Here is a 25,969-nt window from a genome sequence, read left to right on the forward strand (position 1 = left end):
GCTCCCACGGACTTGCTCGCGCAATGGATTGTGTTACGGCTTATTCAATCGTCACTGACCGTGATGTTCGGCATCGCCGGCATGGCGGCTTCCTGCAGCACGATCCGTGCGCCCACGTGGCGGGCCAGTTCCTGGTAGACCATGGCGATCTGGCTGTCCGGCTCGGCGCTCACGGTGGGCTTGCCGCCGTCGGCCTGTTCACGGATCACCATCGACAGCGGCAGCGAGGCCAGCAGTTCGACGCCGTACTGGGTCGCCAGTTTTTCCCCGCCGCCTTCGCCGAACAGGTGCTCGGCATGCCCGCAGTTCGAGCAGATGTGCACGGCCATGTTCTCCACCACACCCAGCACCGGGATGTTGACCTTGCGGAACATCTCCACACCCTTGCGTGCATCCAGCAGCGCCAGGTCCTGGGGCGTGGTGACGATCACCGCGCCGGCCACCGGGACTTTCTGCGCCAGGGTCAGCTGGATATCGCCGGTGCCTGGCGGCATGTCGATCACCAGGTAATCGAGGTCGCCCCAGGCAGTCTGCGTCACCAGTTGCAGCAGCGCCCCGGACACCATCGGCCCGCGCCAGACCATCGGTGTGTTGTCATCGGTGAGGAACGCCATGGACATGACTTCCACGCCGTGGGACTGGATCGGCACGAACCACTTCTGGTCCTTGACCTGTGGCCGGGTGCCCTCGGCGATACCGAACATGATGCCTTGGCTCGGGCCGTAGATATCGGCGTCGAGGATCCCGACCCTGGCCCCTTCACGGGCCAATGCCAGGGCCAGGTTGGCAGCGGTGGTGGACTTGCCCACGCCGCCCTTGCCCGAGGCTACGGCGATCACGTTCTTCACGTTCGCCAGCCCCGGCACCTGGGCCTGGGCCTTGTGGGCGGCGATCACGCTGGTGATGTCGACCCGGGCGGCCGCGACGCCGTCGAGGCCCTCGATCGCCATCTGCAGCATTTGCGCCCAGCCTTTCTTGAACAGGTCGGCGGCGTAGCCGATTTCCAACTGGACGCTGACGCGATCGCCCTGGACATCGATGGCGCGCACGCATCCGGCGCTGAGCGGGTCCTGGTTCAGGTAAGGGTCGGTGTACTGGCGAAGGACGGCTTCCACCGCTGCGCGATTGACGGCGCTCATGGGCAACTCCGATAGCAAGACTGGGAAAACAGGCCGCTATCCTACGCCGTGCATGCTGTCGTGGCGACCCGATTACCCGGGCAAACCGTTCCTGTGGCGAGGGGATTTATCCCCGCTGGGTGCGAAGCAGCCCTGAAATCCACTCGGTCAGTGTGCCCGGTGGACCGAGTCGACTGACTTTAGGGGCGCTTCGCCCCCCAACGGGGATAAATCCCCTCGCCACAATTGCGCATGACGCAATACTTTCGCCGTTTCGAAAAAGGCTCGCGGGGTGAAATATATTTCCCGGCGCTTTATAGTGGCCGACCTCCGTTTCATCAAGTAGCCGAGCCCCATGTCCGAGCCACGCAAGATCCTCGTCACCAGCGCCCTGCCCTATGCCAATGGTTCGATTCACCTCGGCCATATGCTGGAATACATCCAGACCGATATGTGGACGCGCTTCCAGAAACATCGCGGCAACCAGTGCATCTATGTCTGCGCCGACGACGCCCACGGTTCGGCCATCATGTTGCGCGCGGAAAAGGAAGGCATCACCCCGGAACAACTGATCGCCAACGTCCAGGCCGAACACAGCGCCGACTTTGCCGAGTTCCTGGTGGATTTCGACAACTTCCACTCCACTCACGCCGAAGAAAACCGTGAGCTGTCGAGCCAGATCTACCTGAAACTGCGTGACGCCGGGCACATCGCCACCCGTTCGATCACCCAGTATTTCGACCCGGAAAAGAAAATGTTCCTGGCCGACCGCTTCATCAAGGGCACCTGCCCGAAATGCGGCACCGAAGACCAGTACGGCGACAACTGCGAAAAATGCGGCGCCACCTACGCACCGACCGACCTGAAGGACCCGAAATCGGCGATTTCCGGGGCGACGCCGGTGCTCAAGGACTCCCAGCACTTCTTCTTCAAGCTGCCGGACTTCCAGCAGATGCTGCAAACCTGGACCCGTAGCGGCACGTTGCACGACGCGGTGGCCAACAAGCTCGCCGAATGGCTCGACGCCGGTCTGCAAGAGTGGGACATTTCCCGCGATGCGCCGTACTTCGGCTTCGAGATCCCCGGTGAGCCCGGCAAGTATTTCTACGTGTGGCTGGACGCGCCCATCGGCTACATGGCGAGCTTCAAGAACCTTTGCGACCGCACGCCGGGGCTGGACTTCGACGCGTTCTGGGGCAAGGACTCCACGGCCGAGGTGTATCACTTCATCGGCAAGGACATCGTCAACTTCCACGCGCTGTTCTGGCCCGCCATGCTCGAAGGCGCCGGTTTCCGCAAACCGACCGGTATCAACGTGCACGGCTACCTGACCGTCAATGGCCAGAAAATGTCCAAGTCCCGCGGCACCTTCGTCAAGGCGCGGACCTACCTGGACCACCTGTCGCCGGAATACCTGCGCTACTACTACGCAGCCAAGCTCGGCCGTGGCGTCGACGACCTGGACCTGAACCTCGACGACTTCGTGCAGAAGGTCAATTCCGACCTGGTGGGCAAGGTCGTCAACATCGCCAGCCGCTGCGCCGGCTTCATCCACAAGGGCAACGCTGGCGTTCTGGTCGCCGGTAACGCCGCGCCGGAACTGACCGACGCCTTCCTGGCCGCCGCGCCGAGCATCGCCGAGGCCTACGAGGGCCGCGACTTCGCCCGTGCCATGCGCGAGATCATGGCCCTGGCCGACCGTGCCAACGCCTGGATCGCCGACAAGGCGCCGTGGTCGCTGGCCAAGCAGGAAGGCCAGCAGGAAGAAGTCCAGGCGATCTGCGCCCTGGGCATCAACCTGTTCCGCCAGCTGGTGATCTTCCTCAAGCCGGTGTTGCCGTTGCTGGCCGCCGATGCCGAGGCGTTCCTGAACGTCGCGCCATTGACCTGGAACGATCACCAGACCCTGCTGAGCAACCATCAACTGAACGCGTTCAAGCCACTGATGACCCGCATCGACTCCGCCAAGGTCCAAGCCATGATCGACGCCTCCAAGGAAGACCTGGCCGCCAGCCAGACCGACACCGGTGCCCCGGCCGGCAATGGCGAGCTGGCCAAGGATCCGCTGTCGCCGGAAATCGACTTCGACGCCTTTGCCGCCGTGGACCTGCGGGTGGCATTGATCGTCAAGGCCGAAGCCGTCGAAGGTGCCGACAAGCTGCTGCGCCTGACCCTGGACATCGGCGACGAGCAACGCAACGTCTTCTCCGGCATCAAGAGCGCGTACCCGGACCCCGCCAAGCTCGAAGGCCGGCTGACGATGATGATCGCCAACCTCAAGCCGCGCAAAATGCGCTTCGGCGTGTCCGAAGGCATGGTGATGGCGGCGGGCCCCGGCGGCGAGGAAATCTACCTGCTGAGCCCGGACAGCGGCGCCAAGCCAGGCCAGCGGATCAAGTAACGCCACGGCGCGCTGCACCGATCCCACAGTCGCTTTGCAGGCGGCTGTGGGATTTTCATATCTGGCCCACCCTGCTCCCGTGGCGGATAATGCCTCATCTTGTAACAGGCCCTTTGCCGCCCCTACGTCCATGACCGAACTCTTCCTCACACTGTTCAGCGCGGCCCTGATCAACAACCTGGTGTTGCATTGGCCATTGGGCGTCGATCCGCTGCTGGCCGCCGATGGCAGGCGCCAGGTCCACGCCCTGGGCCTGGCGACGACGGGCCTGATGCTGGCGGTCGGCACCCTGGGTTATCTGCTCGATCATTGGCTGCTGGTGCCGACCCAACTGACGGCGCTGCGCCTGTTGGTCTGGCTGTCATTGAGCGTGTTGCTGATCGGCCCGTTGCTGCGCGCGCTGGCCCGTTGGTTGCCGGCATGGCCGTTCGACGGGTTGTGGCCGCTGCTGCTGGGCAATGCCGGCGTCCTGGGCATCACCCTGCTCAATGGCGAGGATGATTCGGGACTGGGCCACGCCGTCGCCCTGGGCCTGGGGGGCGGGTTGGGTTTCTGGCTGGTGCTGGGCCTGTTCGAGGACCTGCGCCAGCGCACCCTCACTCACCCTGTTGCCCTGCCCTTCCGGGGCCTGCCGATTCAGTTGATCAGCGCCGGACTGATGGCGGTGGCTTTTCTCGGATTGCGCGGGCTGGTCAAGTCATGAGCCTGATTCAAACTATCGACGCCCTGCTGCCGCAAACCCAATGCGGCAAATGCGGGCATCCAGGGTGCAAGCCCTACGCCGAAGGCATCGCCGCGGGCGAGCCGATCAACAAGTGCCCGCCGGGTGGACAGGAAACCATCGCGGCCCTGGCCGAGCTGATGAACGTGCCGGTGCTGGAACTGGACGCCAGCCGCGGCGCGGCGCCGGCGCAAATCGCCTTTATCCGTGAGGCCGAGTGCATCGGCTGCACCAAGTGCATCCAGGCCTGTCCGGTGGATGCGATTGTCGGCGCGGCCAAGCTGATGCACACCGTGCTCATCGACGAGTGCACCGGCTGCGACCTGTGCGTGGCGCCCTGCCCGGTCGACTGCATCGAGATGCGGCCCTTGCCGGCAGCGGGCGTGCTGCCGATTGTCGGCAGCCTGGCATTCAGCCTCGAAGAACAACAGGCCCGCGCGGCCAAACGCAACCATGCCCGCCGGCGCTTCGAACAGCGCAATGCGCGTTTGCGTCGTGAAGAAGAGCAGCGCCAGGCCGAACGCCTGGCACGCACCCAACGCGCCGCCCAGGCCCAAGCTCAACCCCAGGCGCTCGACCCGGTGCAAGCCGCATTGGAACGGGTGCGGGCGCAAAAAGCCGCCAGCGTCGACGCTGCCTTGAAAAAAGCCAAGGTCGACCTGGCCATGAGCCGGGCGCAATTGAACAAATCCTTGAAGGCCTTCGGTCACCCTCCGACCTTCGAGCAGCAATCGCAACTGATCGTGCTGCAACGCCAATTCGAAGCTGCAGAGCAGGCGCTGATGCAACTTGAAAGTGCCACGCCCCAGGCGGCTCCAACGTCCGCTCCAGCCCCCGCACCGACGCAGGACGCCGACCTGAAGCGAGCCAAGATCCAATTGGCGATGCGCCGTGCCGAACTCAGCAAGGCGCGCGCGGCGGCGGCCCCGGCAGACCAGATCTCGGCATTGGAACAAGCGGTGCAAGCCGCCGAGCGCCAGGTGGACACCCATGTCACGCCCTGAGCCCGTAGACGATCGATTGCGCCCAGCCATGCAGCGGGTGCTGCTGGCGACGCTGCCGGGCGTGTTGGCGCTGCTGTGGTTCCAGGGCTGGGGCATCGCGCTGAACCTGTTGCTGGCCGGCCTGACCGCGCTGGCAGTCGAAGCGATGGTGCTGCGCCTGCGCGGCCGACCGCTTGCCCCTGAGCTGTACGATGGCAGTGCGCTGGTCAGCGCCACCCTACTGGCCCTGGCCCTGCCGGCGTATGGCCCCTGGTGGCTGACCGTCACGGCGGTGGCCTGCGCCCTGCTGTTTGGCAAACACCTGTGGGGCGGCGTCGGCACCAACCCGTTCAACCCGGCCATGCTCGGCTACGCCTTGGTCCTGGTGGCGTTTCCTGCCCACCTGAGTCAATGGCCGGCGCCCCACGGCATGGGCTTGCTGGACGGCCTGCACCAGGTGTTCGGCGTGCCACCGGCGCCCGACGCCTGGGCCGGGGCAACCGCATTGGACAGCCTGCGGATCAACCGGAGCCTGACCATGGATGAGCTGTTCGCCCACGACCCGGCGTTTGGCCATTTCGGTGGCCGGGGCGCCGAATGGGTCAACCTGGCGTTCCTGGCGGGCGGCCTGTTCCTGCTGCAGCAACGGGTGTTCAGTTGGCACGCACCGGTGGGCATGCTGGCAAGCCTGTTCCTTGTCAGCCTGCTCTGCTGGAACGGGTCAGGCTCCGATTCCCACGGCTCGCCACTGTTTCACCTGCTCACCGGCGCAACCATGCTCGGCGCGTTTTTCATCGTGACCGAACCGGTTTCGGGCGCCAAGGCGGCGCTCGCTCGCCTGCTGTTCGGCGCCGGCGTAGGGCTGCTGACCTACGCCATACGCACCTGGGGAAGCTACCCCGACGGCGTGGCGTTTGCGGTGTTGCTGATGAACCTCGGCGTCCCGGCGCTGGACCGCCTGGCCGATGCGCGACAACGGCGGCAACCGGTATGAACAACCCCGGCGGCGTGGCCATCCTGATCGGGCTGATTGCCCTCGGCAGCGGTGCCACGTACCTCGCGCACCTGAGCACGGCCGGGCGCATCGAGGCCCAGCGCCAGGCAAAGGAGAATCGCGCCCTGCTCGAAGTATTGCCGCAGGAGCGTTACGACAACCAACCGTTGGCCCAGCCGGTGATGGCGGCTGCGGTGCCCCTGGCCCATAGCACGCTGCTGGCGGCCTACCGGGCCACTCGCGCCGGCCAGCCCAGCGCGCTCCTGATGCGCAGCCAGGCGGCAGGCTACGAAGGCAGCATCGAACTGCTGATCGCGATCGACGTACAAGGCCGCCTGCTGGGCGTAAAAACCCTGCATCAGTCCGAAACACCCGGCCTGGGCGCGGCGATTGCCGGATGGCCGAACGCCTGGTTGCAAACCTTCACCGGCCAATCACGCCAGCAGACGGGCGACAGCGCCTGGGCGTTGAAAAAGGACGGCGGGGCATTCGACCAACTGGCCGGCGCCACCGTGACGTCCCGGGCCGTTCTCGAAGCGGTCCACGACGCACTGCGCTACTTCGACGAGCACAGGGCCCAACTGACCGGAGCGGCGGATGAATAAACCCTGGGCCCTGACACGCGGGCTGCTGCTCGTCCCGTTGATCGGCGCGACCGCCTCGTTGACCGGTGCACTGGGAACAGCGTTGGCCTGGGCCTTGGTCACCATGGTTCATGGCGCGGCGATGGATACTGTGCGACACCGCCTGACCGCGCATCAAGGCTTGCTCGCCTGCGTCGTGCTGGCCGCCACCCTCACCGCGTGCGCAGGCTTGTTCCTGAAGGCCTGGGTACCGGAACCGTACCGGGTGTCGGACCTCTATCTGGGCTGGATCGCCTTGAGCTGCGTGGTGCTGGAGCGACAAGACACCTTCATTGGGCGCCGCCTGCTCGCCCGCCTCGGGCTGGCTGGCCTGTTCGGCCTCTGGATGCTCGGGCTGGGCGCCGCGCGCGAATTGATCGGCCGCGGCCTGCCCCTGGCCTCGCTTGCCCCGGGCGGGTTCATCCTGCTCGGCCTGTTGCTGGCGGCCCGCCAGGCCTGGACGGCCGCCAGACCTCATTCACCCACCAAGGACACGCCGCGCTCATGAACGCCGCAAAACGCCTGGAAATATTTCGTCGCTTTCACGAGGACAACCCGGAACCGAAGACCGAGCTGGCCTACTCCTCGCCGTTCGAGCTGTTGATCGCGGTAATCCTGTCCGCGCAGTCCACCGATGTCGGCGTCAACAAGGCCACGGCCAAGCTGTTCCCGGTGGCCAACACGCCGGAGGCGATCCATGCCCTGGGCGTCGAGGGGCTGTCCGAGTACATCAAGACCATCGGCCTGTTCAACAGCAAGGCCAAGAACGTCATCGAAACCTGCCGCCTGTTGATCGAACGCCACGGCAGCGAAGTCCCGCAGACCCGCGAAGCCCTGGAGGCCCTCCCGGGCGTCGGCCGCAAGACCGCCAACGTGGTGCTCAACACCGCGTTCCGGCAACTGACCATGGCGGTCGACACGCATATCTTCCGCGTCAGCAACCGTACCGGGCTGGCCCCAGGCAAGAACGTGGTGGAAGTGGAGCGCAAGCTCATGAAGTTCGTGCCCAAGGAATTTCTCCTCGATTCCCACCACTGGCTGATTCTTCACGGGCGCTATGTATGCCTGGCCCGCAAGCCTCGCTGCGGCAGCTGCCGGATCGAAGATTTATGCGAATACAAGCACAAGACTTCCGATGATTGAGGCGCTATTGGTTTTATTGATTGGTCGATTGAAAAAATCTTTTTTACCCGCCCGTGGTTTATCGATATAAGGAGCGCCAATGGCAGTCTTAGCCTGGAGTCGAACCCATGAGTACTGGCAAAGAACAACTGGATGTAGAAGACGATTTCATCGCCGTTGAGTCCGACGACGCGGAACCTGTGGTCGTGGAAGTGGCGAAAACCAACCTGAGCAAACGCCGCACCATCGATAACCTGCTGGAAGAACGCCGCTTGCAGAAGCAGTTGGCCGATTACGACTTCGACCTGTGACCCCTGGCACCTAAAAGCCTCCCTGCTGGAGGCTTTTTTATTGGCTACGGATGGCCGCCGGGCTCACACCAACCCATTGCGTTGCGCCAACTCGATCAGGTCCACCAGCGAACGCGCATTGAGCTTCAACAATAAACGTGTCTTGTAGGTACTGACCGTCTTGTTGCTCAGAAACATCCCATCGGCAATTTCCTTATTGGTCTTTCCGCGAGCCAGTTGTTGCAGGACCATCATTTCCCGTCCGGACAAACGATCGACCATATCCGACTCGCTGGCGTTACCCAGGCTGGAACGCACGGTATGCAGCGCCTGGTTGGGGAAATAACTGTAGCCGGACAATACCGCCTTGATCGCACTCAGCAACTCGGTAAGGTCCTGTTGCTTGCATACATACCCGGCCGCCCCCGTCTGCATGCACCGCATGGAGAAATGCCCGGGCGACTGTGAAGTCAGTACCAGGACTTTCATCGCCGAGGGAATGGCGCTCAGGCGGGCAATAACCTCCAGGCCATCCAACTTTGGAATACCGATATCGAGAATAACGATGTCGGGAACAAGGTCCCGCGCAAGTTGCAACGCGTCGACGCCGTTATCCGTTTCGGCCACAACTTCATAACCATGACGCTCCATCAGCAAACGTACAGCAAGACGAATGACGGGGTGATCATCCACGATCAGCACTTTATTCATGGGCAAATCCAACTTCGCTGTTCGAATTTTTAGAGCACGCACAATAGCCTAGTCATTTCTACCTTGGCATGCCGCCCCCCCCTGGCCGCTCGCAGCGAAAGACGAAACCTACAAGCTATACAGAAAAATCCTACAAATTCCCCCCGAAAAAATGTGTCATGAATTTTTCGCCAGCCTGGAAGCGACCTTTCTTAATCTCCCGGTAACCGGTGGACAATGCGTACCCCACGCGTTTCCCCAGGACGCGGCGCTCGTGGCGAGTCATTCCTATAGCGTTGGCGACGAAACGGTTAAATACCCCGCATCTAAAGTGCCCGTCATGCACCTATAACAAACAGGTGAGGACAAGCCCGCTCAATGTCACGTGTTGCCAGCGCCGAAAAATTGAACTAGTTATTAATAACCCTACCCCGTCCCACTCACTCACGAGCCTATTCCATGAGCAACTATCATGAACAAATCCCTGAAGACCATTACCAACCCCATGACCCTCATCGCTGTACTTGCAACGCTGTCGGAAACTTCCGCAGCCCTCTCCCTGCCATTTCTGGACGATGACGATCGCGAGTACTATCTCTGGTTCCTGATCAGTTTTCCGTTCTGTCTGTTATTGCTGTTTTTTTCCACACTCAACTTCAACTACCGCTCGTTATATTCGCCCTCGGACTTTCGCAAGAACAGGCACTTCATCGAGACCCTCGATCGTTCGAACGGTCGACGTAAACGGATATTGCGCCGGGCAAACAAGCGCAAGGCGTCGTCGATGCAACATCATCGACCTCGGCGCAAGTCGCGGCGCCCCCTGTGCGTGCTGTGCAGGCAGCGCCAGCAACCCAAACACGCCAGGCACACGACCTGCATCACCCTGCATGTCATCTGCCGGGGCGCTGGCGACGCGGCGGACAGGCAGGCTGGCTGAGCCCTGCCCGGAAAAAGGATCGCCCAAAAAAAACGGCCTGCACGTGGCAGGCCGTTTTTCTACAGACAGGGTCAGAACAGCTTGCGACCCTTGTTTGCCGCAATGCGCATGCGCAGGGCGTTGAGCTTGATGAAGCCGGCCGCGTCGGCCTGGTTGTACGCACCGCCGTCTTCTTCGAAAGTCGCGATGTTGGCGTCGAACAGCGAGTCATCGGACTTGCGCCCGGTGACGATCACATTGCCCTTGTACAGTTTCAGGCGCACGACGCCGTTCACGTTGACCTGGGACGCATCGATCATCTGTTGCAGCATCAGGCGCTCGGGGCTCCACCAGTAGCCGGTGTAGATCAGGCTGGCGTACTTGGGCATCAGCTCATCCTTGAGGTGAGCGACTTCACGGTCCAGGGTGATCGATTCGATGGCGCGGTGGGCACGCAGCATGATGGTGCCGCCTGGGGTTTCGTAGCAACCACGGGACTTCATGCCGACGTAGCGGTTCTCGACGATGTCCAGGCGACCGATGCCATGCTCGCCGCCGATGCGGTTGAGGGTCGCCAGCACGGTGGCCGGGCTCATCTCCACGCCATCCAGGGCGACGATGTCGCCGTTGCGATAGGTCAGTTCCAGGTACTGCGGGGTGTCCGGGGCCTTCTCCGGGGAGACGGTCCAGCGCCACATGTCTTCTTCGTGCTCGGTCCAGGTGTCTTCCAGCACGCCACCTTCATAGGAGATGTGCAGCAGGTTGGCGTCCATCGAGTACGGCGACTTCTTCTTGCCGTGACGCTCGATCGGAATCGCGTGCTTCTCGGCGTAGTCCATCAGTTTTTCACGGGACAGCAGGTCCCACTCGCGCCACGGGGCGATGACTTTCACACCTGGCTTGAGGGCGTAGGCGCCCAGTTCGAAACGGACCTGGTCGTTGCCCTTGCCGGTGGCGCCGTGGGAAATGGCATCGGCGCCGGTTTCGTTGGCGATTTCGATCAGGCGCTTGGCGATCAGCGGACGGGCGATGGAAGTACCCAGCAGGTACTCGCCTTCGTAAACGGTGTTGGCGCGGAACATCGGGAACACGAAGTCGCGGACGAACTCTTCGCGCAGGTCATCGATGTAGATCTCTTTGACGCCCATGGCCTGAGCCTTGGCGCGTGCAGGTTCGACTTCTTCGCCCTGCCCCAGGTCAGCGGTGAAGGTCACCACTTCGCAGTTATAAGTGTCCTGCAGCCACTTGAGGATCACCGAAGTGTCCAGGCCGCCGGAATACGCCAGAACGACCTTGTTTACGTCCGCCATGCCATCACTCCACGGGTTGTACGGAAAGCCGGGAAGTCTAACGTCCAGCGCGAATAATTTACAGAGGCGCGACAGCTTATGACGACGAAGCGACAGATTATGTCGAACGCGCGACGACCGCGCAGGATCAGGACGTGCGCGCAGCGGTCGCCGCTGGCGCCGCGGCCGGTGTCTTGGCCGGCGCAGCGGCAGGTGCCGGAGCCTTGGCCGGTGCGGCGACCGGCGCTGGCGGTGGCGTGGGTTGCGCTGCCGGCGCGGGAGCCTGGGCAGGTTCCACGCGCGCCAGTTGCACGACCACGCGGCGGTTCTTGGCCCGATTGGCGGCGGTGGTATTGGGCGCCAGGGGGTAGCGCTCACCGTGGAAACGCACAGTGATCTGTGATTCCTGGAAGCCGTTGGCCTTGAAGAACTCCTGCACCGCCAGGGCGCGGCGGCGCGACAGTTCGCGATTGGTCAGGCGATTGCCGCTGTTGTCGGAGTGACCGTCGAGTTCGACATGGTTGACGCTCGGATCGGCCTTGATGAAGTCGAGCATCACCTGCAATTGCGCCTTGGCGCGGGCATCGAGTTCGATGGACTCGCCAGGGAAGGCGATCTGGGTCTGCTTGATCTGTTCGAAATTCTTTGGCAACAGTTTTGCCACGCAGCCCTGATAGTCGTTGAAGGCCTTGTTGAAGCGTACCGGCAGCAGGCGGACTTCCGAGACGCGTCCGTCCTCGCTGTTACGGCGCACCACCGGGCTGCGACCTTCCATCAGCCCGCTGATCAGGCGCCCCGCCTGGGCCTGGGAACTGTTGAACAGCACGTCGCCACTGCCGATCCTGACCGACCCCAGGTTGATGTCGCCACGCCCCGGCTGCCAGGGCGACGCCGCCGCCAACAGGGTGGCGGAACCGCCGCCCAGCATCGGGTTATAGGCCTTGAGGCGGAACGTGGCCTGCTCACCGGCCCGGCGCACGAACTCGCCGCTGCCGAAATCGGCGATCGGCTGGCTCAGCCGGCACTCGAACTTGTCGCCTTCGACCGTCCACTCAATGCTCTCCAGACGGGTCTGGAAAGTGAGCGCCATCGCGGGAAGGCTGGCAAACACACTGAGCAAGGCTAGATAACGCTGGCGCACGGGAGGCTCCACTGGCTTTTTACAAAGTTCGACACCCACTGAGAGTCTGACGCAGGTCCCAGGCACCCCAGGGATTCGTGGCGTACCTGTAGGAGCTATCGGTCGCTGGCGCCAGAACTTGATAGCGGGTGCCTGAATCGGTCTTTTCCGGTAGCATTCCCCAGAGTTTGACCCGCCTGGAAGCCCCCCAATGTCCGACCGCCTGACCCTGCTGCGTCCCGACGACTGGCATATTCATCTTCGCGATGGTGCTGTGTTGACCCATACCGTCGCCGATGTCGCGCGCACCTTCGGGCGCGCAATCATCATGCCTAACCTGGTTCCGCCCGTGCGCAACGCCGCCGAGGCCGATGGCTATCGCCAGCGCATCCTCGCCGCACGCCCGGCGGGCACCCGCTTCGAACCGCTGATGGTGTTGTACCTCACCGACCGCACCCAGCCCGAAGAGATCCGCGACGCCAAGGCCAGCGGTTTTGTCCACGCGGCCAAGCTGTACCCGGCTGGCGCCACCACCAACTCGGACTCCGGCGTCACCAGCATCGACAAGATCTTCCCGGCGCTGGAGGCCATGGCCGAAGTCGGCATGCCATTGTTGATCCACGGTGAAGTGACCCGCGGCGACGTCGATGTATTCGACCGCGAGAAAATCTTCATCGACGAGCACATGCGCCGCGTCGTGGAACGCTTCCCGACCCTCAAGGTGGTGTTCGAACACATCACCACCGGCGATGCCGTGCAGTTCGTCAACGAGGCCCCGGCCAACGTGGGCGCGACCATTACCGCGCATCACCTGCTGTACAACCGCAACCACATGCTGGTGGGCGGGATCCGGCCGCACTTCTATTGCCTGCCGATCCTCAAGCGCAACACCCACCAGGAGGCGCTGCTCGACGCGGCCACCAGCGGCAACGCCAAGTTTTTCCTCGGCACGGACTCGGCGCCCCACGCCCGCCACGCCAAGGAGGCCGCCTGCGGTTGCGCCGGTTGCTACACCGCCTACGCCGCCATCGAGATGTATGCCGAGGCGTTCGAACAGCGCGATGCCCTGGACAAGCTCGAAGGCTTCGCCAGCCTGCACGGCCCGCGTTTCTACGGCCTGCCGGTGAACACCGACCGTATTACCCTGGTCCGCGACGAGTGGACCGCCCCTGTCAGCCTGCCGTTCGGCGAGCAGACCGTCATCCCGCTGCGCGCCGGTGAAAAACTGCGCTGGCGCCTGCTGGAGGAAAACGCGTGAGTGAAGAACATTTCGACGACGAACTGGAAGGCAACGGTGGCCCGGGCGGCGCCCGCCACCCGATGGCGGCCCGGTTCCGCGGCTACTTGCCGGTTGTCGTCGACGTAGAGACCGGCGGCTTCAACTCCGCCACCGATGCCCTCCTGGAAATCGCCGCCACCACCATCGGCATGGACGAAAAGGGCTTCGTGTTCCCTGACCACACCTACTTCTTCCGCGTCGAGCCGTTCGAAGGTGCCAACGTCGAAGCCGCGGCCCTGGAGTTCACCGGGATCAAGCTCGATCACCCACTGCGCATGGCCGTGAGCGAAGAGACGGCCCTGACCGACATCTTCCGTGGCGTGCGCAAGGCGTTGAAGGCCAACGGCTGCAAACGGGCGATCCTGGTGGGTCATAACAGCAGCTTCGACCTGGGCTTCCTCAATGCCGCCGTCGCGCGCCTGGACATGAAGCGCAACCCGTTCCATCCGTTCTCCAGTTTCGACACGGCCACCCTGGCCGGCCTGGCCTACGGCCAGACCGTACTGGCGAAGGCCTGCCAGGCGGCCGACATCGACTTCGATGGCCGCGAGGCGCATTCGGCCCGCTACGACACCGAGAAGACCGCCGAACTGTTCTGCGGCATCGTCAACCGGTGGAAGGAAATGGGCGGCTGGCAGGATTTCGACGACTAAAGAGTGGAGCCTTTGTGGCGGCCAACTTCGTGGGAGCAAAGCTTGCTCGCGACACAGGCAACTCGGTTCCTGGAAGACCGCACCGCTGCCATCGCGGGCAAGCCTTGCTCCCACAGATAAATCCCTCGCCGCACGGCTCTTGTTTCAGCAAATGACCTGGTTGAAACAGGCATAAAAAAACCGGCCTATCGAGGGCCGGTTTTTTCATGCCTTGCGGGCTTACAGCTTGTCGCCGTGCTCGCCCAGGTAGGTGGCAACGCCTTCAGGCGATGCGATCATGCCCTTGTCGCCTTTCTTCCAGTTGGCTGGGCACACTTCGCCGTGCTCTTCGTGGAATTGCAGGGCGTCAACCAGACGGATCAGCTCTTCCATGTTACGACCCAGCGGCAGGTCGTTGATGATCTGCGAACGCACCACGCCTTTGTCGTCGATCAGGAAAGCGCCACGGAAAGCCACGCCGCCTTCGGACTCAACGTCGTAGGCCTTGGCGATCTCGTGCTTCATGTCGGCAGCCATGGTGTATTTCACCTGGCCGATACCGCCATTGTTGATCGGGGTGTTGCGCCAGGCGTTGTGGGTGAAATGCGAGTCGATCGAGACAGCGATCACTTCGACGTTGCGCGCCTTGAAGTCGTCCATGCGGTGATCCAGTGCGATCAGCTCGGATGGGCAGACGAAGGTGAAGTCCAGTGGGTAGAAGAACACCAGGCCGTATTTGCCTTTGATGGCCGAGGACAGGGTGTAGCTGTCGACGATTTCGCCGTTGCCGAGGACGGCTGGCACGGTGAAGTCAGGGGCTTGTTTGCCTACGAGTACGCTCATTGGATATCTCCTGGTGTAGTAACGTGAAAACAAGGTCCGGGCCAGCCTGTCACCCTCGGGCGACAGCCCTGTGACACGAACCCGCTTTGCAAGGACCGACCATCATACACCGGGCATTTGGACTGTCTTCAACGGTTTTTCCACGGCATTGAAAAATCAATGTATCGCTTCATAATCCCGCCACGCCCCTGGCCCGGACCGTTCGTCAGGCAGGTGCCGCTGCAGGCCAAGGGTTCCAGAAACCACTTTGACAATCATTCTCGTTAACATTAAGATCCGTCTCAATTGAGTCACAACCAGCGACGGTTCTCACTTATGTATGTATGCCTCTGCACTGGCGTCACCGACGGGCAAATCCGCGAAGCGATCTATGAAGGTTGCTGCAGCTATCGCGAAGTCCGCCAGGCCACCGGCGTAGCCAGCCAATGCGGCAAATGCGCCTGCCTGGCCAAGGAAGTGGTACGTGAAACCCTCGCCAAGGTACAGACGGCCCAGGCCGCCATTCCCTACCCGGTAGAATTTACCGCGGCGTAACAAACAGCATTTCAAGGAACCGGACGCCATGTCCGGTTTTTTTATGTCTGTAAATCAATTGGTTAGCGTCAAGACGCGGAACACAAACATTCTTATTCCGATTAATTTTCATTTATTATTCAATAACTTAGGTTTGACACTGGTAAATGCGCGGCTCAAACTCTGCCCATACACAGCTATTACAGGGCAGGCCTCAACATGAAAGGCGACATCACAGTCATCCAGCATCTCAACAAGATCCTTGCCAATGAACTGGTCGCGATCAACCAATACTTCCTGCATGCGCGCATGTACGAGGATTGGGGCCTGAACAAGCTGGGCAAGCACGAGTACCACGAATCCATCGACGAGATGAAACACGCGGACAAGCTGATCAAGCGCATCCTGTTTCTCGAAGGCCTGCCTAACGTTCAGGACCTGGGCAAGTTGCACATTGGCGAACACACCCGGGAAATGCTGGAGTGCGACCTGCGCATCGAGCGCACTGGCCATGCCGACCTGAAAGCCGCCATTGCCCATTGCGAAAGCGTTGGCGACTTCGGTAGCCGCGAACTGCTGGAAGACATCCTCGAGTCCGAGGAAGAGCACATCGACTGGCTGGAAACCCAATTGGGCCTGATCGACAAAGTGGGTCTTGAAAACTACCTGCAATCGCAGATGGGCGAAGAGTAACTTCTCGCCCAGCGAGCCACTAAAAAGCCCCGCCCTCTTGTGAGAGGCGGGGCTTTTTGTTGGCCGTTTTCCAGGCCAGACACAAAACGACTGCAAGAGCCCTGTCCAACCGCCGAGGTTGGACAGGGCTTCGATCAGGCTTCGGTCTTGTTCGCTGCCGCTTTTTCCACGGCCGCCTTGATCGTGGCCTGCAGGGAGCCGTCGGCCGCCATCTCGGTCATGATGTCGCTGCCGCCGATCAGCTCGCCGGCCACCCACAGTTGCGGGAAGGTAGGCCAGTTGGCGTACTTGGGCAGGTTGGCGCGAATTTCCGGGTTCTGCAGGATGTCGACGTAGGCAAACTTCTCGCCACACGCCATCACCGCCTGGGCAGCCTTCGCCGAGAAGCCGCATTGCGGAGCGTTCGGCGCGCCTTTCATGTAGAGCAGGACGGTGTTGTTGGCAATCTGGTCTTTGATCGTTTCGATGATATCCATGGAGCACCTCGGCTTGAACTTCTGCGACTTAAGTCGTCGACACGGTGACGCATTGTAACGGAAAGCCGAGCGTGCTGTCCCAGGGACAAATTCACGCAGCCGCGACCTTCACCGGTACACCATTAAGCGCCGCGTTGCCGGACAGCTCGTCCAATTGGCATTCATCGGTCAGGTCATTGGCGCTGGAGCCCGGCTGGCCGCTGGCGATGCTCATCTGCACACCCGGCCGGGCATGCCCCCAACCGTGGGGCAGGCTGACCACGCCCTTCATCATGTCCGCGCTGCCCTGGACCTCGACCTCGATGGTGCCCACCCGGGAGCTGACCTTCACCCGCTGGCCATCGACCAGGCCTCGGCTGGCGAGGTCGTCCGGGTGCATCAGCAATTGGTGACGGGGCTTGCCCTTCACCAGCCGATGGAAGTTGTGCATCCAGGAATTATTGCTGCGCACATGGCGGCGGCCGATCATCAGCAACTCGTCCGCCGCGGGGGCCTGCACCGTGGCAAAGCGCTCGATATCGGCGAGGATCACCGCTGGCGCGGCCTGCACGCGCTGGTTCGCGGTTTTCAGGCGCGAGGCCAGGTTCGGCTTGAGCGGCCCCAGGTCGATGCCATGGGGATGATCGAACAGCGTCGCCAGGGACAACTTGTGGGGCGAGCCATCGCCGTACGCCCCGGCCCTCAAGCCGACATCGATCATTTGCGCCGGCGGCAGGGTGGGCTTGAGTTCCTTGCCGGTCCGCGCCGCGAAGGCCTTGGCCAGGCCGACGAAAATCTCCCAGTCGTGCAACGCACCCTCGGGCTTGGGCAGGATCGCCCGGTTGAACCGGGTGACGTTGCGTACCGCAAACACATTGAACGTGGTGTCGTAATGATCGTTTTCCAGCGCCGACGTCGAGGGCAGGATCAGGTCGGCGTAGCGCGTGGTCTCGTTGATGTACAAGTCGATGCTGACCATGAACTCCAGGCCATCCAGCGCCTGTTCCAATTGCCGCCCGTTGGGCGTGGACAGCACCGGGTTGCCCGCGACGGTGACCAGCGCGCGGACCTGGCCCTCCCCTTCGGTGAGCATTTCCTCGGCGAGGGTCGACACGGGCAACTCCCCTGCGTACTCGGGACGCCCGGACACGCGGCTCTGCCAACGGTTGAAATGCCCGCCCGAGGTGGTCGCCACCAGGTCCACCGCCGGCTCGGTGCACAACGCCCCGCCCACGCGGTCGAGGTTGCCGGTGACCAGGTTGATCACCTGGATCAGCCACTGGCACAAGGTGCCGAAGGCCTGGGTCGAGACCCCCATCCGCCCGTAGCAGACCGCTGACGGCGCGGCGGCGAAATCCCGGGCCAGTTGGCGGATCTGCGTCGCCGGTACCGCACAGAGCGGGCTCATCGCTTCAGCGGTGAAACGCTCGACAGCCTCGCGTACCCGGTCCAGGTCGTCCACTGGCAGGTGGCTGTCACGAGCCAGGCCTTCGCCGAACAGCGTGTTGAGCAGGCCCAGCAACAGCGCCGCGTCGCCACCGGGGCGTACGAAGACATGCTGGTCGGCGATGGCGGCCGTCTCGCTGCGGCGTGGATCGACCACCACCACCTTGCCGCCACGGGCCTGGATGGCCTTGAGGCGTTTTTCCACGTCCGGCACGGTCATGATGCTGCCGTTGGAGGCGAGCGGGTTACCGCCCAGGATCAGCATGAAGTCGGTGTGGTCGATGTCCGGGATCGGGATCAGCAAGCCATGGCCGTACATCAGGTGGCTGGTCAGATGATGGGGCAGTTGGTCCACCGAGGTCGCCGAGAAGCGGCTACGGGTCTTCAACAGGCCAAGGAAATAGTTGCTGTGGGTCATCAGCCCGTAATTGTGCACGCTGGGGTTGCCTTGATAGACCGCCACCGCGTTCTGGCCATGACGGGCCTGGATATCCGCCAGGCGCTCGGCGACCAGGGCGAAGGCCGCGTCCCAGGCGATGGGTTGCCATTCGTTACCGACGCGCTGCATGGGCTGGCGCAAGCGGTCCGGATCATTCTGGATGTCTTGCAGGGCCACCGCCTTGGGGCAGATGTGGCCGCGGCTGAAGCTGTCCAGGGCGTCGCCCTTGATCGAGGTGATCGCCAGGCCCTGGCCTTCGGTTTCGGTGGTTTCGAGGGTCAAGCCACAGATGGCTTCGCACAGATGGCACGCACGGTGGTGAAGAGTCTTGGTCATGGCCAGCCTCTGTTTTATTCGTAGCGGGCCCTGTCGGCCGCGGGAACAAAACTATGGCGCGTGATACCCGCCAGCGCCAGCGACGTTCGTCCCGTGAATTGGCGGGCATCAGGCCCGCCGATGCAGTGCCGTCAAGGCCGGTCGGGCGGCGGCGCCAACAGTTGGATCTCCTCGACGGTCTCCACCAGTTCCTGGGTGATGGGCTCGCCGGTCAATTCGCCGATCAGACGCCAGTGCTCATCGATGCCGCTGCTGATAGTCGCCATGCGATCGATCATTCGGCGGGCCGCGGCCTTGGTCACCTCATCCTCGCTGCGCAACAACTCGAATGACATGGACGTCACCGAAGCAGTCAGGTGCGTCAGCGTACGTGCCGTCAGCCCTAGCAATTCCATCAGTTGCTGCTCTTTCGAATCCATTTCGGGGCTCCAGTGTCACGCGGGGTTCATTTATAACCCACGCCCTTGCATTAGGAAATGTTTCACCGCCACCGGCGGGCAGGCGGACGCGTGCCAGGGCCAGCGAAAACCTCTCCCGGCCCACGCAGGCCCCGTCCCGCTTGATTGCCAAGCGGCGCGACGGCGGTGTACAAAGGCTCGCTGCCGTCACGAAAACGGCCCCGGACCCGCCATTGCAGCCCCGGTGCTGGCCTCGCTGAATCCCCAAGAACCGTAGCCCTATTGGTAAGACGCGACATTTAATGTCAATATCGCGCCTTCCCCTATTTTCGTCGCCCCGTGCGGCTTTTGCCGCAGGTCTCGCCCGTTTTCCTTGAAACATGGCTTTGAGCATCTGCGGTCAGTAACAAAAAAAGGTAGTCAATCATGAGCGCAAGGCACTTTCTCTCCCTGATGGATTTCACGCCCGATGAGTTGCTCGGCGTCATCCGTCGAGGCGTGGAGCTCAAGGACCTGCGTAACCGCGGCGTACTGTTCGAGCCCTTGAAAAACCGGGTGCTGGGGATGATCTTCGAGAAGTCATCGACTCGCACCCGCATCTCCTTCGAAGCCGGCATGATCCAGCTGGGCGGCCAGGCGATCTTCCTGTCGCCCCGTGACACCCAGCTGGGCCGTGGCGAACCCATCGGCGATTGCGCCATCGTCATGTCGAGCATGCTGGATGCGGTGATGATCCGCACCTTTGCCCACAGCACCCTGACCGAATTCGCGGCCCACTCCCGCGTGCCGGTGATCAACGGCCTGTCCGATGACCTGCATCCCTGCCAGTTGCTGGCCGACATGCAGACATTCCTCGAACACCGTGGCTCGATCCAAGGCAAGACCGTGGCCTGGATCGGCGACGGCAACAACATGTGCAACAGCTATATAGAAGCGGCGATGCAGTTCGATTTCCAACTGCGCATTGCCTGCCCCGAAGGCTATGACCCCGATGCCACGCTGCTCGCCAGGGCCGGCGACCGGGTGACGATTGTCCGTGATCCGAAACTGGCCGTGGCCGGCGCACACCTGGTGAGCACCGACGTCTGGACTTCCATGGGCCAGGAAGAAGAAACCGCCAAGCGCCTCGAATTGTTCGCTCCGCTGCAGGTCAACCGCGCCCTGCTCGACCTGGCCGATGCCGACGTGCTGTTCATGCACTGCCTGCCGGCCCACCGGGGTGAAGAGATCAGTGTCGACCTGCTGGACGACCCGCGCTCGGTGGCCTGGGACCAGGCAGAGAACCGCCTTCATGCCCAGAAGGCCCTGCTCGAGTTCCTGGTCGAGCCGGCGTACCACCACGCATGAGCCAGCCCTTGTTGTTGAACTTGCACAACCTGGCCTGTGGCTACCAGGGCCAGCGGGTCGTGCAGAACCTCAACCTACACCTCAACGCCGGCGACATCGGTTGCCTGCTCGGTTCATCCGGGTGCGGCAAGACCACGACGTTGCGCGCCATTGCCGGTTTCGAGCCGGTGCACGAAGGCGAGATCCAGCTGGCCGGGGAAACCATCTCCCGCGCCGGCTTCACCCTCGCCCCAGAAAAACGCCGCATCGGCATGGTGTTCCAGGACTACGCGCTGTTTCCCCATCTGAACGTGGCCGAAAACGTTGCCTTTGGCATCCGCAAGCACCCTGACAAGGCGCGCGTGATCGAGGAACTGCTGGAACTGGTGAACCTGAAGGGCCTGGGCAAGCGCTTCCCCCATGAGCTGTCCGGCGGCCAGCAACAGCGCGTGGCCCTGGCCCGAGCGCTGGCCCCGGAGCCTCAGTTGCTGTTGCTAGACGAGCCCTTCTCCAACCTTGATGGCGAGCTGCGGCGCAAGCTCAGCCATGAGGTCAGGGACATCCTCAAGGCCCGCGGCACCAGCGCGATACTGGTCACCCACGACCAGGAAGAAGCGTTCGCCGTCAGTGACCATGTCGGTGTGTTCAAGGAAGGTCGACTGGAACAGTGGGACACGCCCTACAACCTCTACCACGAACCGCTGACGCCATTCGTGGCCAGTTTCATCGGCCAGGGCTATTTCATTCGCGGCCGCCTCGAGAGCCCGGAATCGGTGCAGACCGAGCTGGGCACCCTGCGCGGCAACCGCGCCTATACCTGGCCGATTGGCGCCGCGGTGGACGCCTTGCTGCGACCGGACGACATCGTCTACGCCCCGGACAGCGCCCTCACCGCCCAGATCGTCAACAAGACCTTCCTTGGCGCGTCGACCTTGTATCGCCTGCAATTGCCGACAGGCGCGCAACTGGAGTCGATTTTCCCGAGCCATGCCGACCATCAGGTCGGCGCCCGGGTCGGCATTCGCGTGGCGGCTGAGCATCTGGTGCTGTTCCAGGCGCCTGGCAGCACGGCGGCCCATATCCCGCCGGTGGACAGCGGTGTACGGCGCTACAGCAACGCCAGCTGAGGCGTTGGATGCGCCGGATCGGCTGTGTGGCGAGAGAGCAAGCTCCCTCGCCACACAAACTCACTCACCACGATTCAACTCAAGGTCAACGTTCCACTGGCCACCAGCCGCGCATCCCCGCCAATCTTCACCCGCTCCCCTTCCAGCCGGCAGAACAGGGCCCCGCCCCGGGTCGAGCACTGGTAGGCCGTCAGCCCCAGCTTGCCCAGGCGCTTGGACCAGTAGGGAATCAGGCTGCAATGGGTCGAGCCGGTCACCGGGTCTTCGTTGATGCCGATCGCCGGGGCGAAATAGCGCGAAACGAAATCGTGCTTGCTGCCCGGCGCGGTGACGATCGCCCCCGGCCAGGGCAGTTTTGCCAGGGCTGCCATGTCCGGCTTGCAATCGAGCACCGCCTGCTCCGACTCCAGCACCACGAACAACTCGTTGCAACTGAGCACGTCCACCGCCTCCACGTTGAGCGCACTCTGCACCGCCAGGGAAACGCCCAGTTCGGCCGGCACGATGGCCGGAAAGTCCAGCCATAGCCGGCCCTGGTCGCGGGTAACGCTCAACGGGCCGGACCGGGAGATGAAATCTAGCTGCGCTACGGTTTCGTGATAGACCTCGAACAGCACATGGGCACTGGCCAGCGTGGCATGCCCGCAGAGCGGGACTTCCGTGGTGGGCGTGAACCAGCGGATGTGCCACTGCTGGCCCTCGCGCACCAGGAACGCGGTTTCCGCCAGGTTGTGCTCGGCAGCGATCTTCTGCATCAAGTCATCGGCGAGCCAGGCGTCGAGCCGATAGACCATCGCCGGGTTGCCGCCAAACGGCCGGTCACTGAACGCATCGACCTGATGAAACGCAAGCTGCATGGCCCTTCTCCTTTTTTATCGATGCGCCAGCATGAAGGGCCGCAACGGCCGTATCCAGTGACAGATCCGGAAAATTTTCACCCTACACCCGCGAACGAGGCGGGGATCAAGCGCGCCCGATCCCGGCGAACTTCGCCCCGGTATGTTCGGCCAGCACCGCAGGCGCCAGCTCCACTTCCAGCCCGCGCCGTCCCGCACTGACGAAGATGCTGTCGAACGACTCGGCAGAGGTATCGATAAACGTGCGCAGGCGCTTCTTCTGCCCCAACGGGCTGATGCCGCCGAGCAAATACCCGGTGGAACGCTGCGCCGCCGCCGGGTCAGCCATTTCCACCTTCTTCACCCCTGCCGCGTGGGCCAGCCCTTTCAGATCCAGGCTCCCCGCCACCGGCACGACCGCCACCAGCAGCTCACCTTTTTCGCTGGCCGCCAGTAACGTCTTGAACACCTGGGCCGGTTCCAACCCGAGTTTTTCCGCCGCTTCCAGGCCGTAGGACGCGGCCTTGGGGTCGTGTTCATAACTGTGGATACGATGTTCGGCACGCACTTTCTTCAGCAGATCCAACGCGGGGGTCATGGCCGCTCCTGGCAAGGCAATCAAAAAGACTGGGACGGATTCTAAGTCATCACCGACCAAAACGCTGCGGGTTGCGCTGCCGCCGTGGGCACCAGCCTGGCGAAGAAGCAGTCATTCACACCGCGAATAGTTTAAATGTGACCGACGGTTCACTTTCGACCTTTGACACCGGCGTTTCTTGTCTATATTTTTTCGAAACTGAAAGTCAAAACGCATGTCTCAAGCAACAACCCGAGTCCAGGAAGGGATCCTGTCTCGGCGGAAATCGCGCTATAGAGCCTGCTCGAACGCGCCCGGAAAAAAACAATAACCGAGGTTCGAATGACCATTGCTTCACAACAGCCGTCCCTTTCCAGCCAATGCCTGGCCGAATTCCTGGGTACAGCGCTATTGATCTTTTTCGGGACCGGTTGCGTTGCAGCGCTCAAGGTCGCGGGTGCGAGTTTCGGCCTGTGGGAAATCAGCATCATCTGGGGCGTCGGCGTCAGCATGGCGATCTACCTCACCGCGGGTATTTCCGGTGCGCACCTGAACCCTGCCGTCAGCATCGCCTTGTGCCTGTTCACTGACTTCGAAAAGCGCAAATTGCCCTTCTATATCTTTTGCCAGGTCGCCGGCGCCTTCTGCGGTGCCTTGCTGGTGTACACGCTGTACAGCAACCTGTTCTTCGATTTCGAACAGTCACGGCACATGATCCGCGGCACCGAGGCCAGCCTCGAACTGGCGTCGGTGTTCTCCACCTACCCGCACCCGGCCCTCTCCACGGGTCAGGCTTTCGTCGTGGAAATGATCATCACCGCGATCCTGATGGGGGTGATCATGTCCCTCACCGACGATAACAATGGCCTGCCCCGGGGGCCCTTGGCGCCGCTGCTGATCGGCCTGTTGATCGCGGTGATCGGCAGCTCGATGGGGCCGCTGACCGGCTTCGCGATGAACCCGGCCCGGGACTTTGGCCCTAAACTGATGACTTTCGTCGCTGGCTGGGGTGAAATTTCCCTCACCGGTGGACGCGACATCCCCTACTTCCTGGTTCCGATTTTTGCACCGCTGCTGGGTGCATGCCTGGGTGCTGCGGCCTATCGCGGGTTGATCGCCCGCCATCTGCCCAGTGCCACGACCGCTATAAAGGATGCAGAACCGGCCATTGATGGCAAGCCCAGAACATCCTGAAACAGTCGGCGCACGTTCCTGCCCGTTCGAACGTGCGCCATGGCCTCAGCCCTTATTTTCGTCCCAAGGCAATCGACATGACCGACCTCCAGAACAAGAACTACATCATTGCCCTCGACCAGGGCACGACCAGCTCGCGCGCGATCATTTTCGACCGCGACGCCAACGTGGTCTGCATCGCCCAGCGCGAATTCGCCCAGCATTATCCCCAGGCCGGCTGGGTCGAACACGACCCGATGGAAATCTTCGCCACCCAGAGCGCCGTCATGGTCGAGGCGCTGGCCCAGGCCGGCTTGCACCATGACCAGGTCGCCGCCATCGGCATCACCAACCAGCGTGAAACCACGGTGGTGTGGGACAAGACCACCGGTCGCCCGATCTACAACGCCGTGGTCTGGCAATGCCGTCGCAGCACCGAGATCTGCCAGCAGCTCAAGCGCGACGGCCACGAGCAGTACATCAGTGAAACCACTGGCCTGGTGACCGACCCGTACTTCTCCGGCACCAAGCTCAAGTGGATCCTGGACAACGTCGAAGGCAGCCGCGCACGCGCCCGCAACGGCGAACTGCTGTTCGGCACCGTCGACAGCTGGCTGATCTGGAAATTTACCGGCGGCAAGGTCCATGTCACCGACTACACCAACGCCTCGCGCACCATGCTCTTCAACATCCACACGCTGGAGTGGGACGCGAAGATGCTGGAGATCCTCGACATTCCCCGGGAAATGCTCCCGGAAGTGAAATCGTCCTCGGAGATCTACGGCCGCACCAAGAGCGGCATCGCCATCGGCGGCATCGCCGGCGACCAGCAGGCCGCCCTCTTCGGCCAGATGTGCGTGGAACCGGGCCAGGCGAAGAACACCTACGGCACTGGCTGCTTCCTGCTGATGAACACCGGCAACAAGGCGGTCAAGTCCAACCACGGCATGCTTACCACCATCGGTTGCGGGCCACGCGGCGAAGTCGCCTACGCCCTCGAAGGCGCGGTGTTCAATGGCGGCTCCACCGTGCAGTGGTTGCGCGATGAACTGAAGATCATCAACGACGCCCTGGACACCGAATACTTCGCCAACAAGGTCAAGGACAGCAACGGCGTGTACCTGGTGCCGGCCTTCACCGGCCTCGGCGCGCCGTACTGGGACCCCTATGCTCGCGGCGCATTGTTCGGCCTGACCCGGGGCGTGCGGGTCGACCACATCATCCGCGCGGCGCTGGAGTCGATTGCCTACCAGACCCGCGACGTGCTCGATGCCATGCAACAGGATTCCGGCGAGCGCCTCAAGGCCCTGCGCGTGGACGGCGGTGCGGTGGCGAACAACTTCCTCATGCAGTTCCAGGCCGACATCCTGGGCACCCGGGTCGAACGTCCGAAAATGCGTGAAACCACGGCCTTGGGCGCGGCCTACCTGGCCGGCCTGGCGTGCGGCTTCTGGGGCAGCCTGGAAGAATTGCGCGGCAAGGCGGTGATCGAGCGCGAATTCGAACCGCAACTGGACGAACCGGCGAAGGAGAAGCTCTACGCCGGCTGGCAGAAAGCGGTCAGCCGTACCCGCGACTGGGAGCCCCACCAAGACGCTGAATAAGGCCTGATAAGGTTCTGTAACT

The 25,969-nt window shown here is 62.6% G+C and carries 26 protein-coding genes and 1 pseudogene; 17 read left to right on the top strand and 10 right to left on the bottom strand.

Annotation, left to right across the window (positions count from 1 at the left end; genetic code table 11):
* Nucleotides 1-44 precede the first annotated feature (44 nt).
* Nucleotides 45-1,139: an iron-sulfur cluster carrier protein ApbC gene (gene apbC, locus Q6A48_RS09680; protein ID WP_304553873.1), complete on the bottom strand. Its 1,095-nt coding sequence runs from the start codon at nt 1,137-1,139 to the stop codon at nt 45-47.
* A 334-nt stretch (nt 1,140-1,473) separates the two neighbouring features.
* Here apbC and metG point away from each other — a divergent pair, with 334 nt between their 5' ends.
* The 8 genes from metG (at nt 1,474) to Q6A48_RS09720 (ending at nt 8,273) form a co-directional block, all read left to right on the top strand.
* On the top strand, nt 1,474-3,519 hold the full coding sequence (gene metG, locus Q6A48_RS09685; protein WP_304553874.1) for a methionine--tRNA ligase: 2,046 nt from the start codon (nt 1,474-1,476) through the stop codon (nt 3,517-3,519).
* Nucleotides 3,520-3,649: 130 nt separating this feature from the next.
* Nucleotides 3,650-4,222 carry an Rnf-Nqr domain containing protein gene (locus Q6A48_RS09690; RefSeq protein WP_304553875.1) on the top strand — a complete coding sequence of 191 codons (573 nt, stop codon included), beginning with the start codon at nt 3,650-3,652 and terminating at the stop codon, nt 4,220-4,222.
* Nucleotides 4,219-5,244 (top strand): electron transport complex subunit RsxB, encoded by a 1,026-nt coding sequence (gene rsxB, locus Q6A48_RS09695; protein WP_304553876.1) that lies wholly within the window; start codon nt 4,219-4,221, stop codon nt 5,242-5,244. Before Q6A48_RS09690 ends, rsxB begins: the two co-directional genes overlap by 4 nt.
* Entirely contained in the window at nt 5,231-6,217 is a 987-nt protein-coding gene (locus Q6A48_RS09700) for an RnfABCDGE type electron transport complex subunit D (RefSeq protein WP_304553877.1), read from the top strand. The genes rsxB and Q6A48_RS09700 overlap by 14 nt, the downstream gene beginning before the upstream one ends.
* Nucleotides 6,214-6,822 (top strand): RnfABCDGE type electron transport complex subunit G, encoded by a 609-nt coding sequence (locus Q6A48_RS09705; RefSeq protein WP_304553878.1) that lies wholly within the window; start codon nt 6,214-6,216, stop codon nt 6,820-6,822. Before Q6A48_RS09700 ends, Q6A48_RS09705 begins: the two co-directional genes overlap by 4 nt.
* Entirely contained in the window at nt 6,815-7,348 is a 534-nt protein-coding gene (locus tag Q6A48_RS09710) for an Rnf-Nqr domain containing protein (protein ID WP_304553879.1), read from the top strand. Before Q6A48_RS09705 ends, Q6A48_RS09710 begins: the two co-directional genes overlap by 8 nt.
* Complete coding sequence (gene nth / locus Q6A48_RS09715) at nt 7,345-7,983, top strand: endonuclease III (protein ID WP_304553880.1); 639 nt, start codon at nt 7,345-7,347, stop codon at nt 7,981-7,983. The genes Q6A48_RS09710 and nth overlap by 4 nt, the downstream gene beginning before the upstream one ends.
* Nucleotides 7,984-8,090: 107 nt before the next feature.
* The gene (locus tag Q6A48_RS09720; RefSeq protein ID WP_304553881.1) at nt 8,091-8,273 is read left to right on the top strand and encodes a PA3496 family putative envelope integrity protein; all 183 of its coding nucleotides are present in this window, start codon (nt 8,091-8,093) and stop codon (nt 8,271-8,273) included.
* A gap of 63 nt (nt 8,274-8,336) precedes the next feature.
* Here the strand turns inward: Q6A48_RS09720 and Q6A48_RS09725 are convergent, their stop codons facing one another.
* Nucleotides 8,337-8,963, bottom strand: a complete 627-nt coding sequence (locus tag Q6A48_RS09725; RefSeq protein WP_304553882.1) for a response regulator transcription factor — start codon at nt 8,961-8,963, stop codon at nt 8,337-8,339.
* A gap of 451 nt (nt 8,964-9,414) precedes the next feature.
* Between Q6A48_RS09725 and Q6A48_RS09730 the strand changes: the two are divergent.
* Nucleotides 9,415-9,738: pseudogene (locus tag Q6A48_RS09730) on the top strand (hypothetical protein); the annotation flags it as partial.
* 215 nt (nt 9,739-9,953) lie between these two features.
* Here the strand turns inward: Q6A48_RS09730 and Q6A48_RS09735 are convergent.
* Nucleotides 9,954-11,171, bottom strand: a complete 1,218-nt coding sequence (locus tag Q6A48_RS09735) for an argininosuccinate synthase (protein ID WP_024779511.1) — start codon at nt 11,169-11,171, stop codon at nt 9,954-9,956.
* Nucleotides 11,172-11,298: 127 nt separating this feature from the next.
* The gene (locus Q6A48_RS09740; RefSeq protein WP_304553883.1) at nt 11,299-12,291 is read right to left on the bottom strand and encodes a flagellar protein MotY; all 993 of its coding nucleotides are present in this window, start codon (nt 12,289-12,291) and stop codon (nt 11,299-11,301) included.
* Between the two features lie 190 nt (nt 12,292-12,481).
* On the opposite strand from Q6A48_RS09740, the gene pyrC reads away from it, so the two are divergent.
* Together pyrC and rnt are read left to right on the top strand one after the other, a co-directional pair.
* Entirely contained in the window at nt 12,482-13,528 is a 1,047-nt protein-coding gene (gene pyrC / locus Q6A48_RS09745) for a dihydroorotase (RefSeq protein ID WP_304553884.1), read from the top strand.
* Nucleotides 13,525-14,202: a ribonuclease T gene (gene rnt, locus Q6A48_RS09750; protein ID WP_304553885.1), complete on the top strand. Its 678-nt coding sequence runs from the start codon at nt 13,525-13,527 to the stop codon at nt 14,200-14,202. Before pyrC ends, rnt begins: the two co-directional genes overlap by 4 nt.
* A gap of 219 nt (nt 14,203-14,421) precedes the next feature.
* Here the strand turns inward: rnt and Q6A48_RS09755 are convergent, their stop codons facing one another.
* Nucleotides 14,422-15,024, bottom strand: coding sequence for a peroxiredoxin (locus Q6A48_RS09755; RefSeq protein WP_304553886.1), 603 nt, complete (start codon nt 15,022-15,024; stop codon nt 14,422-14,424).
* A 315-nt stretch (nt 15,025-15,339) separates the two neighbouring features.
* Between Q6A48_RS09755 and Q6A48_RS09760 the strand changes: the two genes are divergently transcribed.
* Both Q6A48_RS09760 and bfr read left to right on the top strand, forming a co-directional pair.
* Nucleotides 15,340-15,558, top strand: coding sequence for a bacterioferritin-associated ferredoxin (locus Q6A48_RS09760; RefSeq protein WP_042729348.1), 219 nt, complete (start codon nt 15,340-15,342; stop codon nt 15,556-15,558).
* Nucleotides 15,559-15,756: 198 nt separating this feature from the next.
* On the top strand, nt 15,757-16,230 hold the full coding sequence (gene bfr / locus Q6A48_RS09765; RefSeq protein ID WP_003178701.1) for a bacterioferritin: 474 nt from the start codon (nt 15,757-15,759) through the stop codon (nt 16,228-16,230).
* Between the two features lie 134 nt (nt 16,231-16,364).
* Here bfr and grxD read toward each other — a convergent pair whose 3' ends face one another.
* From grxD to plzR, 3 genes are all read right to left on the bottom strand, one after another.
* Nucleotides 16,365-16,706, bottom strand: a complete 342-nt coding sequence (gene grxD, locus Q6A48_RS09770) for a Grx4 family monothiol glutaredoxin (RefSeq protein ID WP_304553887.1) — start codon at nt 16,704-16,706, stop codon at nt 16,365-16,367.
* Between the two features lie 91 nt (nt 16,707-16,797).
* A complete protein-coding gene (locus Q6A48_RS09775) occupies nt 16,798-18,906 on the bottom strand; it encodes a molybdopterin oxidoreductase family protein (protein WP_304553888.1) in 2,109 nt (702 codons plus the stop codon).
* A gap of 131 nt (nt 18,907-19,037) precedes the next feature.
* Complete coding sequence (gene plzR / locus Q6A48_RS09780; RefSeq protein ID WP_304553889.1) at nt 19,038-19,325, bottom strand: PlzR type 4 pili assembly inhibitor; 288 nt, start codon at nt 19,323-19,325, stop codon at nt 19,038-19,040.
* A 405-nt stretch (nt 19,326-19,730) separates the two neighbouring features.
* On the opposite strand from plzR, the gene argF reads away from it, so the two are divergent.
* Nucleotides 19,731-20,651 carry an ornithine carbamoyltransferase gene (gene argF / locus Q6A48_RS09785; protein ID WP_304553890.1) on the top strand — a complete coding sequence of 307 codons (921 nt, stop codon included), beginning with the start codon at nt 19,731-19,733 and terminating at the stop codon, nt 20,649-20,651.
* On the top strand, nt 20,648-21,757 hold the full coding sequence (locus Q6A48_RS09790; RefSeq protein WP_304553891.1) for an ABC transporter ATP-binding protein: 1,110 nt from the start codon (nt 20,648-20,650) through the stop codon (nt 21,755-21,757). Before argF ends, Q6A48_RS09790 begins: the two co-directional genes overlap by 4 nt.
* A 74-nt stretch (nt 21,758-21,831) precedes the next feature.
* Here the strand turns inward: Q6A48_RS09790 and Q6A48_RS09795 are convergent, their stop codons facing one another.
* A complete protein-coding gene (locus Q6A48_RS09795) occupies nt 21,832-22,614 on the bottom strand; it encodes a PhzF family phenazine biosynthesis protein (protein WP_304553892.1) in 783 nt (260 codons plus the stop codon).
* A gap of 106 nt (nt 22,615-22,720) precedes the next feature.
* Entirely contained in the window at nt 22,721-23,191 is a 471-nt protein-coding gene (gene ybaK, locus Q6A48_RS09800; protein ID WP_304553893.1) for a Cys-tRNA(Pro) deacylase, read from the bottom strand.
* A gap of 321 nt (nt 23,192-23,512) precedes the next feature.
* On the opposite strand from ybaK, the gene Q6A48_RS09805 reads away from it, so the two are divergent.
* Complete coding sequence (locus Q6A48_RS09805; RefSeq protein WP_304553894.1) at nt 23,513-24,364, top strand: MIP/aquaporin family protein; 852 nt, start codon at nt 23,513-23,515, stop codon at nt 24,362-24,364.
* Nucleotides 24,365-24,441: 77 nt separating this feature from the next.
* Nucleotides 24,442-25,947 carry a glycerol kinase GlpK gene (gene glpK, locus Q6A48_RS09810; RefSeq protein WP_304553895.1) on the top strand — a complete coding sequence of 502 codons (1,506 nt, stop codon included), beginning with the start codon at nt 24,442-24,444 and terminating at the stop codon, nt 25,945-25,947.
* Nucleotides 25,948-25,969: the final 22 nt, after the last annotated feature.

Source organism: Pseudomonas citrullilanati (assembly GCF_030580855.1).
GTDB classification, from domain to species: domain Bacteria; phylum Pseudomonadota; class Gammaproteobacteria; order Pseudomonadales; family Pseudomonadaceae; genus Aquipseudomonas; species Aquipseudomonas citrulli.

What these genes read in the sequence shown, in the direction of transcription:
- Q6A48_RS09700 (WP_304553877.1), top strand. Translation starts at nt 5,231, where the DNA reads ATGTCACGCCCTGAGCCCGTAGACGATCGATTGCGCCCAGCCATGCAG.
- Q6A48_RS09720 (WP_304553881.1), top strand. Translation starts at nt 8,091, where the DNA reads ATGAGTACTGGCAAAGAACAACTGGATGTAGAAGACGATTTCATCGCC.
- Q6A48_RS09790 (WP_304553891.1), top strand. Translation starts at nt 20,648, where the DNA reads ATGAGCCAGCCCTTGTTGTTGAACTTGCACAACCTGGCCTGTGGCTAC.
- argF (WP_304553890.1), top strand. Translation starts at nt 19,731, where the DNA reads ATGAGCGCAAGGCACTTTCTCTCCCTGATGGATTTCACGCCCGATGAG.
- Q6A48_RS09755 (WP_304553886.1), bottom strand. Translation starts at nt 15,024, where the DNA reads ATGAGCGTACTCGTAGGCAAACAAGCCCCTGACTTCACCGTGCCAGCC.
- Q6A48_RS09690 (WP_304553875.1), top strand. Translation starts at nt 3,650, where the DNA reads ATGACCGAACTCTTCCTCACACTGTTCAGCGCGGCCCTGATCAACAAC.
- metG (WP_304553874.1), top strand. Translation starts at nt 1,474, where the DNA reads ATGTCCGAGCCACGCAAGATCCTCGTCACCAGCGCCCTGCCCTATGCC.
- Q6A48_RS09795 (WP_304553892.1), bottom strand. Translation starts at nt 22,614, where the DNA reads ATGCAGCTTGCGTTTCATCAGGTCGATGCGTTCAGTGACCGGCCGTTT.
- Q6A48_RS09805 (WP_304553894.1), top strand. Translation starts at nt 23,513, where the DNA reads ATGACCATTGCTTCACAACAGCCGTCCCTTTCCAGCCAATGCCTGGCC.
- plzR (WP_304553889.1), bottom strand. Translation starts at nt 19,325, where the DNA reads ATGGATTCGAAAGAGCAGCAACTGATGGAATTGCTAGGGCTGACGGCA.
- glpK (WP_304553895.1), top strand. Translation starts at nt 24,442, where the DNA reads ATGACCGACCTCCAGAACAAGAACTACATCATTGCCCTCGACCAGGGC.
- grxD (WP_304553887.1), bottom strand. Translation starts at nt 16,706, where the DNA reads ATGGATATCATCGAAACGATCAAAGACCAGATTGCCAACAACACCGTC.
- ybaK (WP_304553893.1), bottom strand. Translation starts at nt 23,191, where the DNA reads ATGACCCCCGCGTTGGATCTGCTGAAGAAAGTGCGTGCCGAACATCGT.
- rsxB (WP_304553876.1), top strand. Translation starts at nt 4,219, where the DNA reads ATGAGCCTGATTCAAACTATCGACGCCCTGCTGCCGCAAACCCAATGC.
- bfr (WP_003178701.1), top strand. Translation starts at nt 15,757, where the DNA reads ATGAAAGGCGACATCACAGTCATCCAGCATCTCAACAAGATCCTTGCC.
- Q6A48_RS09760 (WP_042729348.1), top strand. Translation starts at nt 15,340, where the DNA reads ATGTATGTATGCCTCTGCACTGGCGTCACCGACGGGCAAATCCGCGAA.
- nth (WP_304553880.1), top strand. Translation starts at nt 7,345, where the DNA reads ATGAACGCCGCAAAACGCCTGGAAATATTTCGTCGCTTTCACGAGGAC.
- Q6A48_RS09735 (WP_024779511.1), bottom strand. Translation starts at nt 11,171, where the DNA reads ATGGCGGACGTAAACAAGGTCGTTCTGGCGTATTCCGGCGGCCTGGAC.
- apbC (WP_304553873.1), bottom strand. Translation starts at nt 1,139, where the DNA reads ATGAGCGCCGTCAATCGCGCAGCGGTGGAAGCCGTCCTTCGCCAGTAC.
- Q6A48_RS09705 (WP_304553878.1), top strand. Translation starts at nt 6,214, where the DNA reads ATGAACAACCCCGGCGGCGTGGCCATCCTGATCGGGCTGATTGCCCTC.
- Q6A48_RS09725 (WP_304553882.1), bottom strand. Translation starts at nt 8,963, where the DNA reads ATGAATAAAGTGCTGATCGTGGATGATCACCCCGTCATTCGTCTTGCT.
- pyrC (WP_304553884.1), top strand. Translation starts at nt 12,482, where the DNA reads ATGTCCGACCGCCTGACCCTGCTGCGTCCCGACGACTGGCATATTCAT.
- Q6A48_RS09775 (WP_304553888.1), bottom strand. Translation starts at nt 18,906, where the DNA reads ATGACCAAGACTCTTCACCACCGTGCGTGCCATCTGTGCGAAGCCATC.
- Q6A48_RS09710 (WP_304553879.1), top strand. Translation starts at nt 6,815, where the DNA reads ATGAATAAACCCTGGGCCCTGACACGCGGGCTGCTGCTCGTCCCGTTG.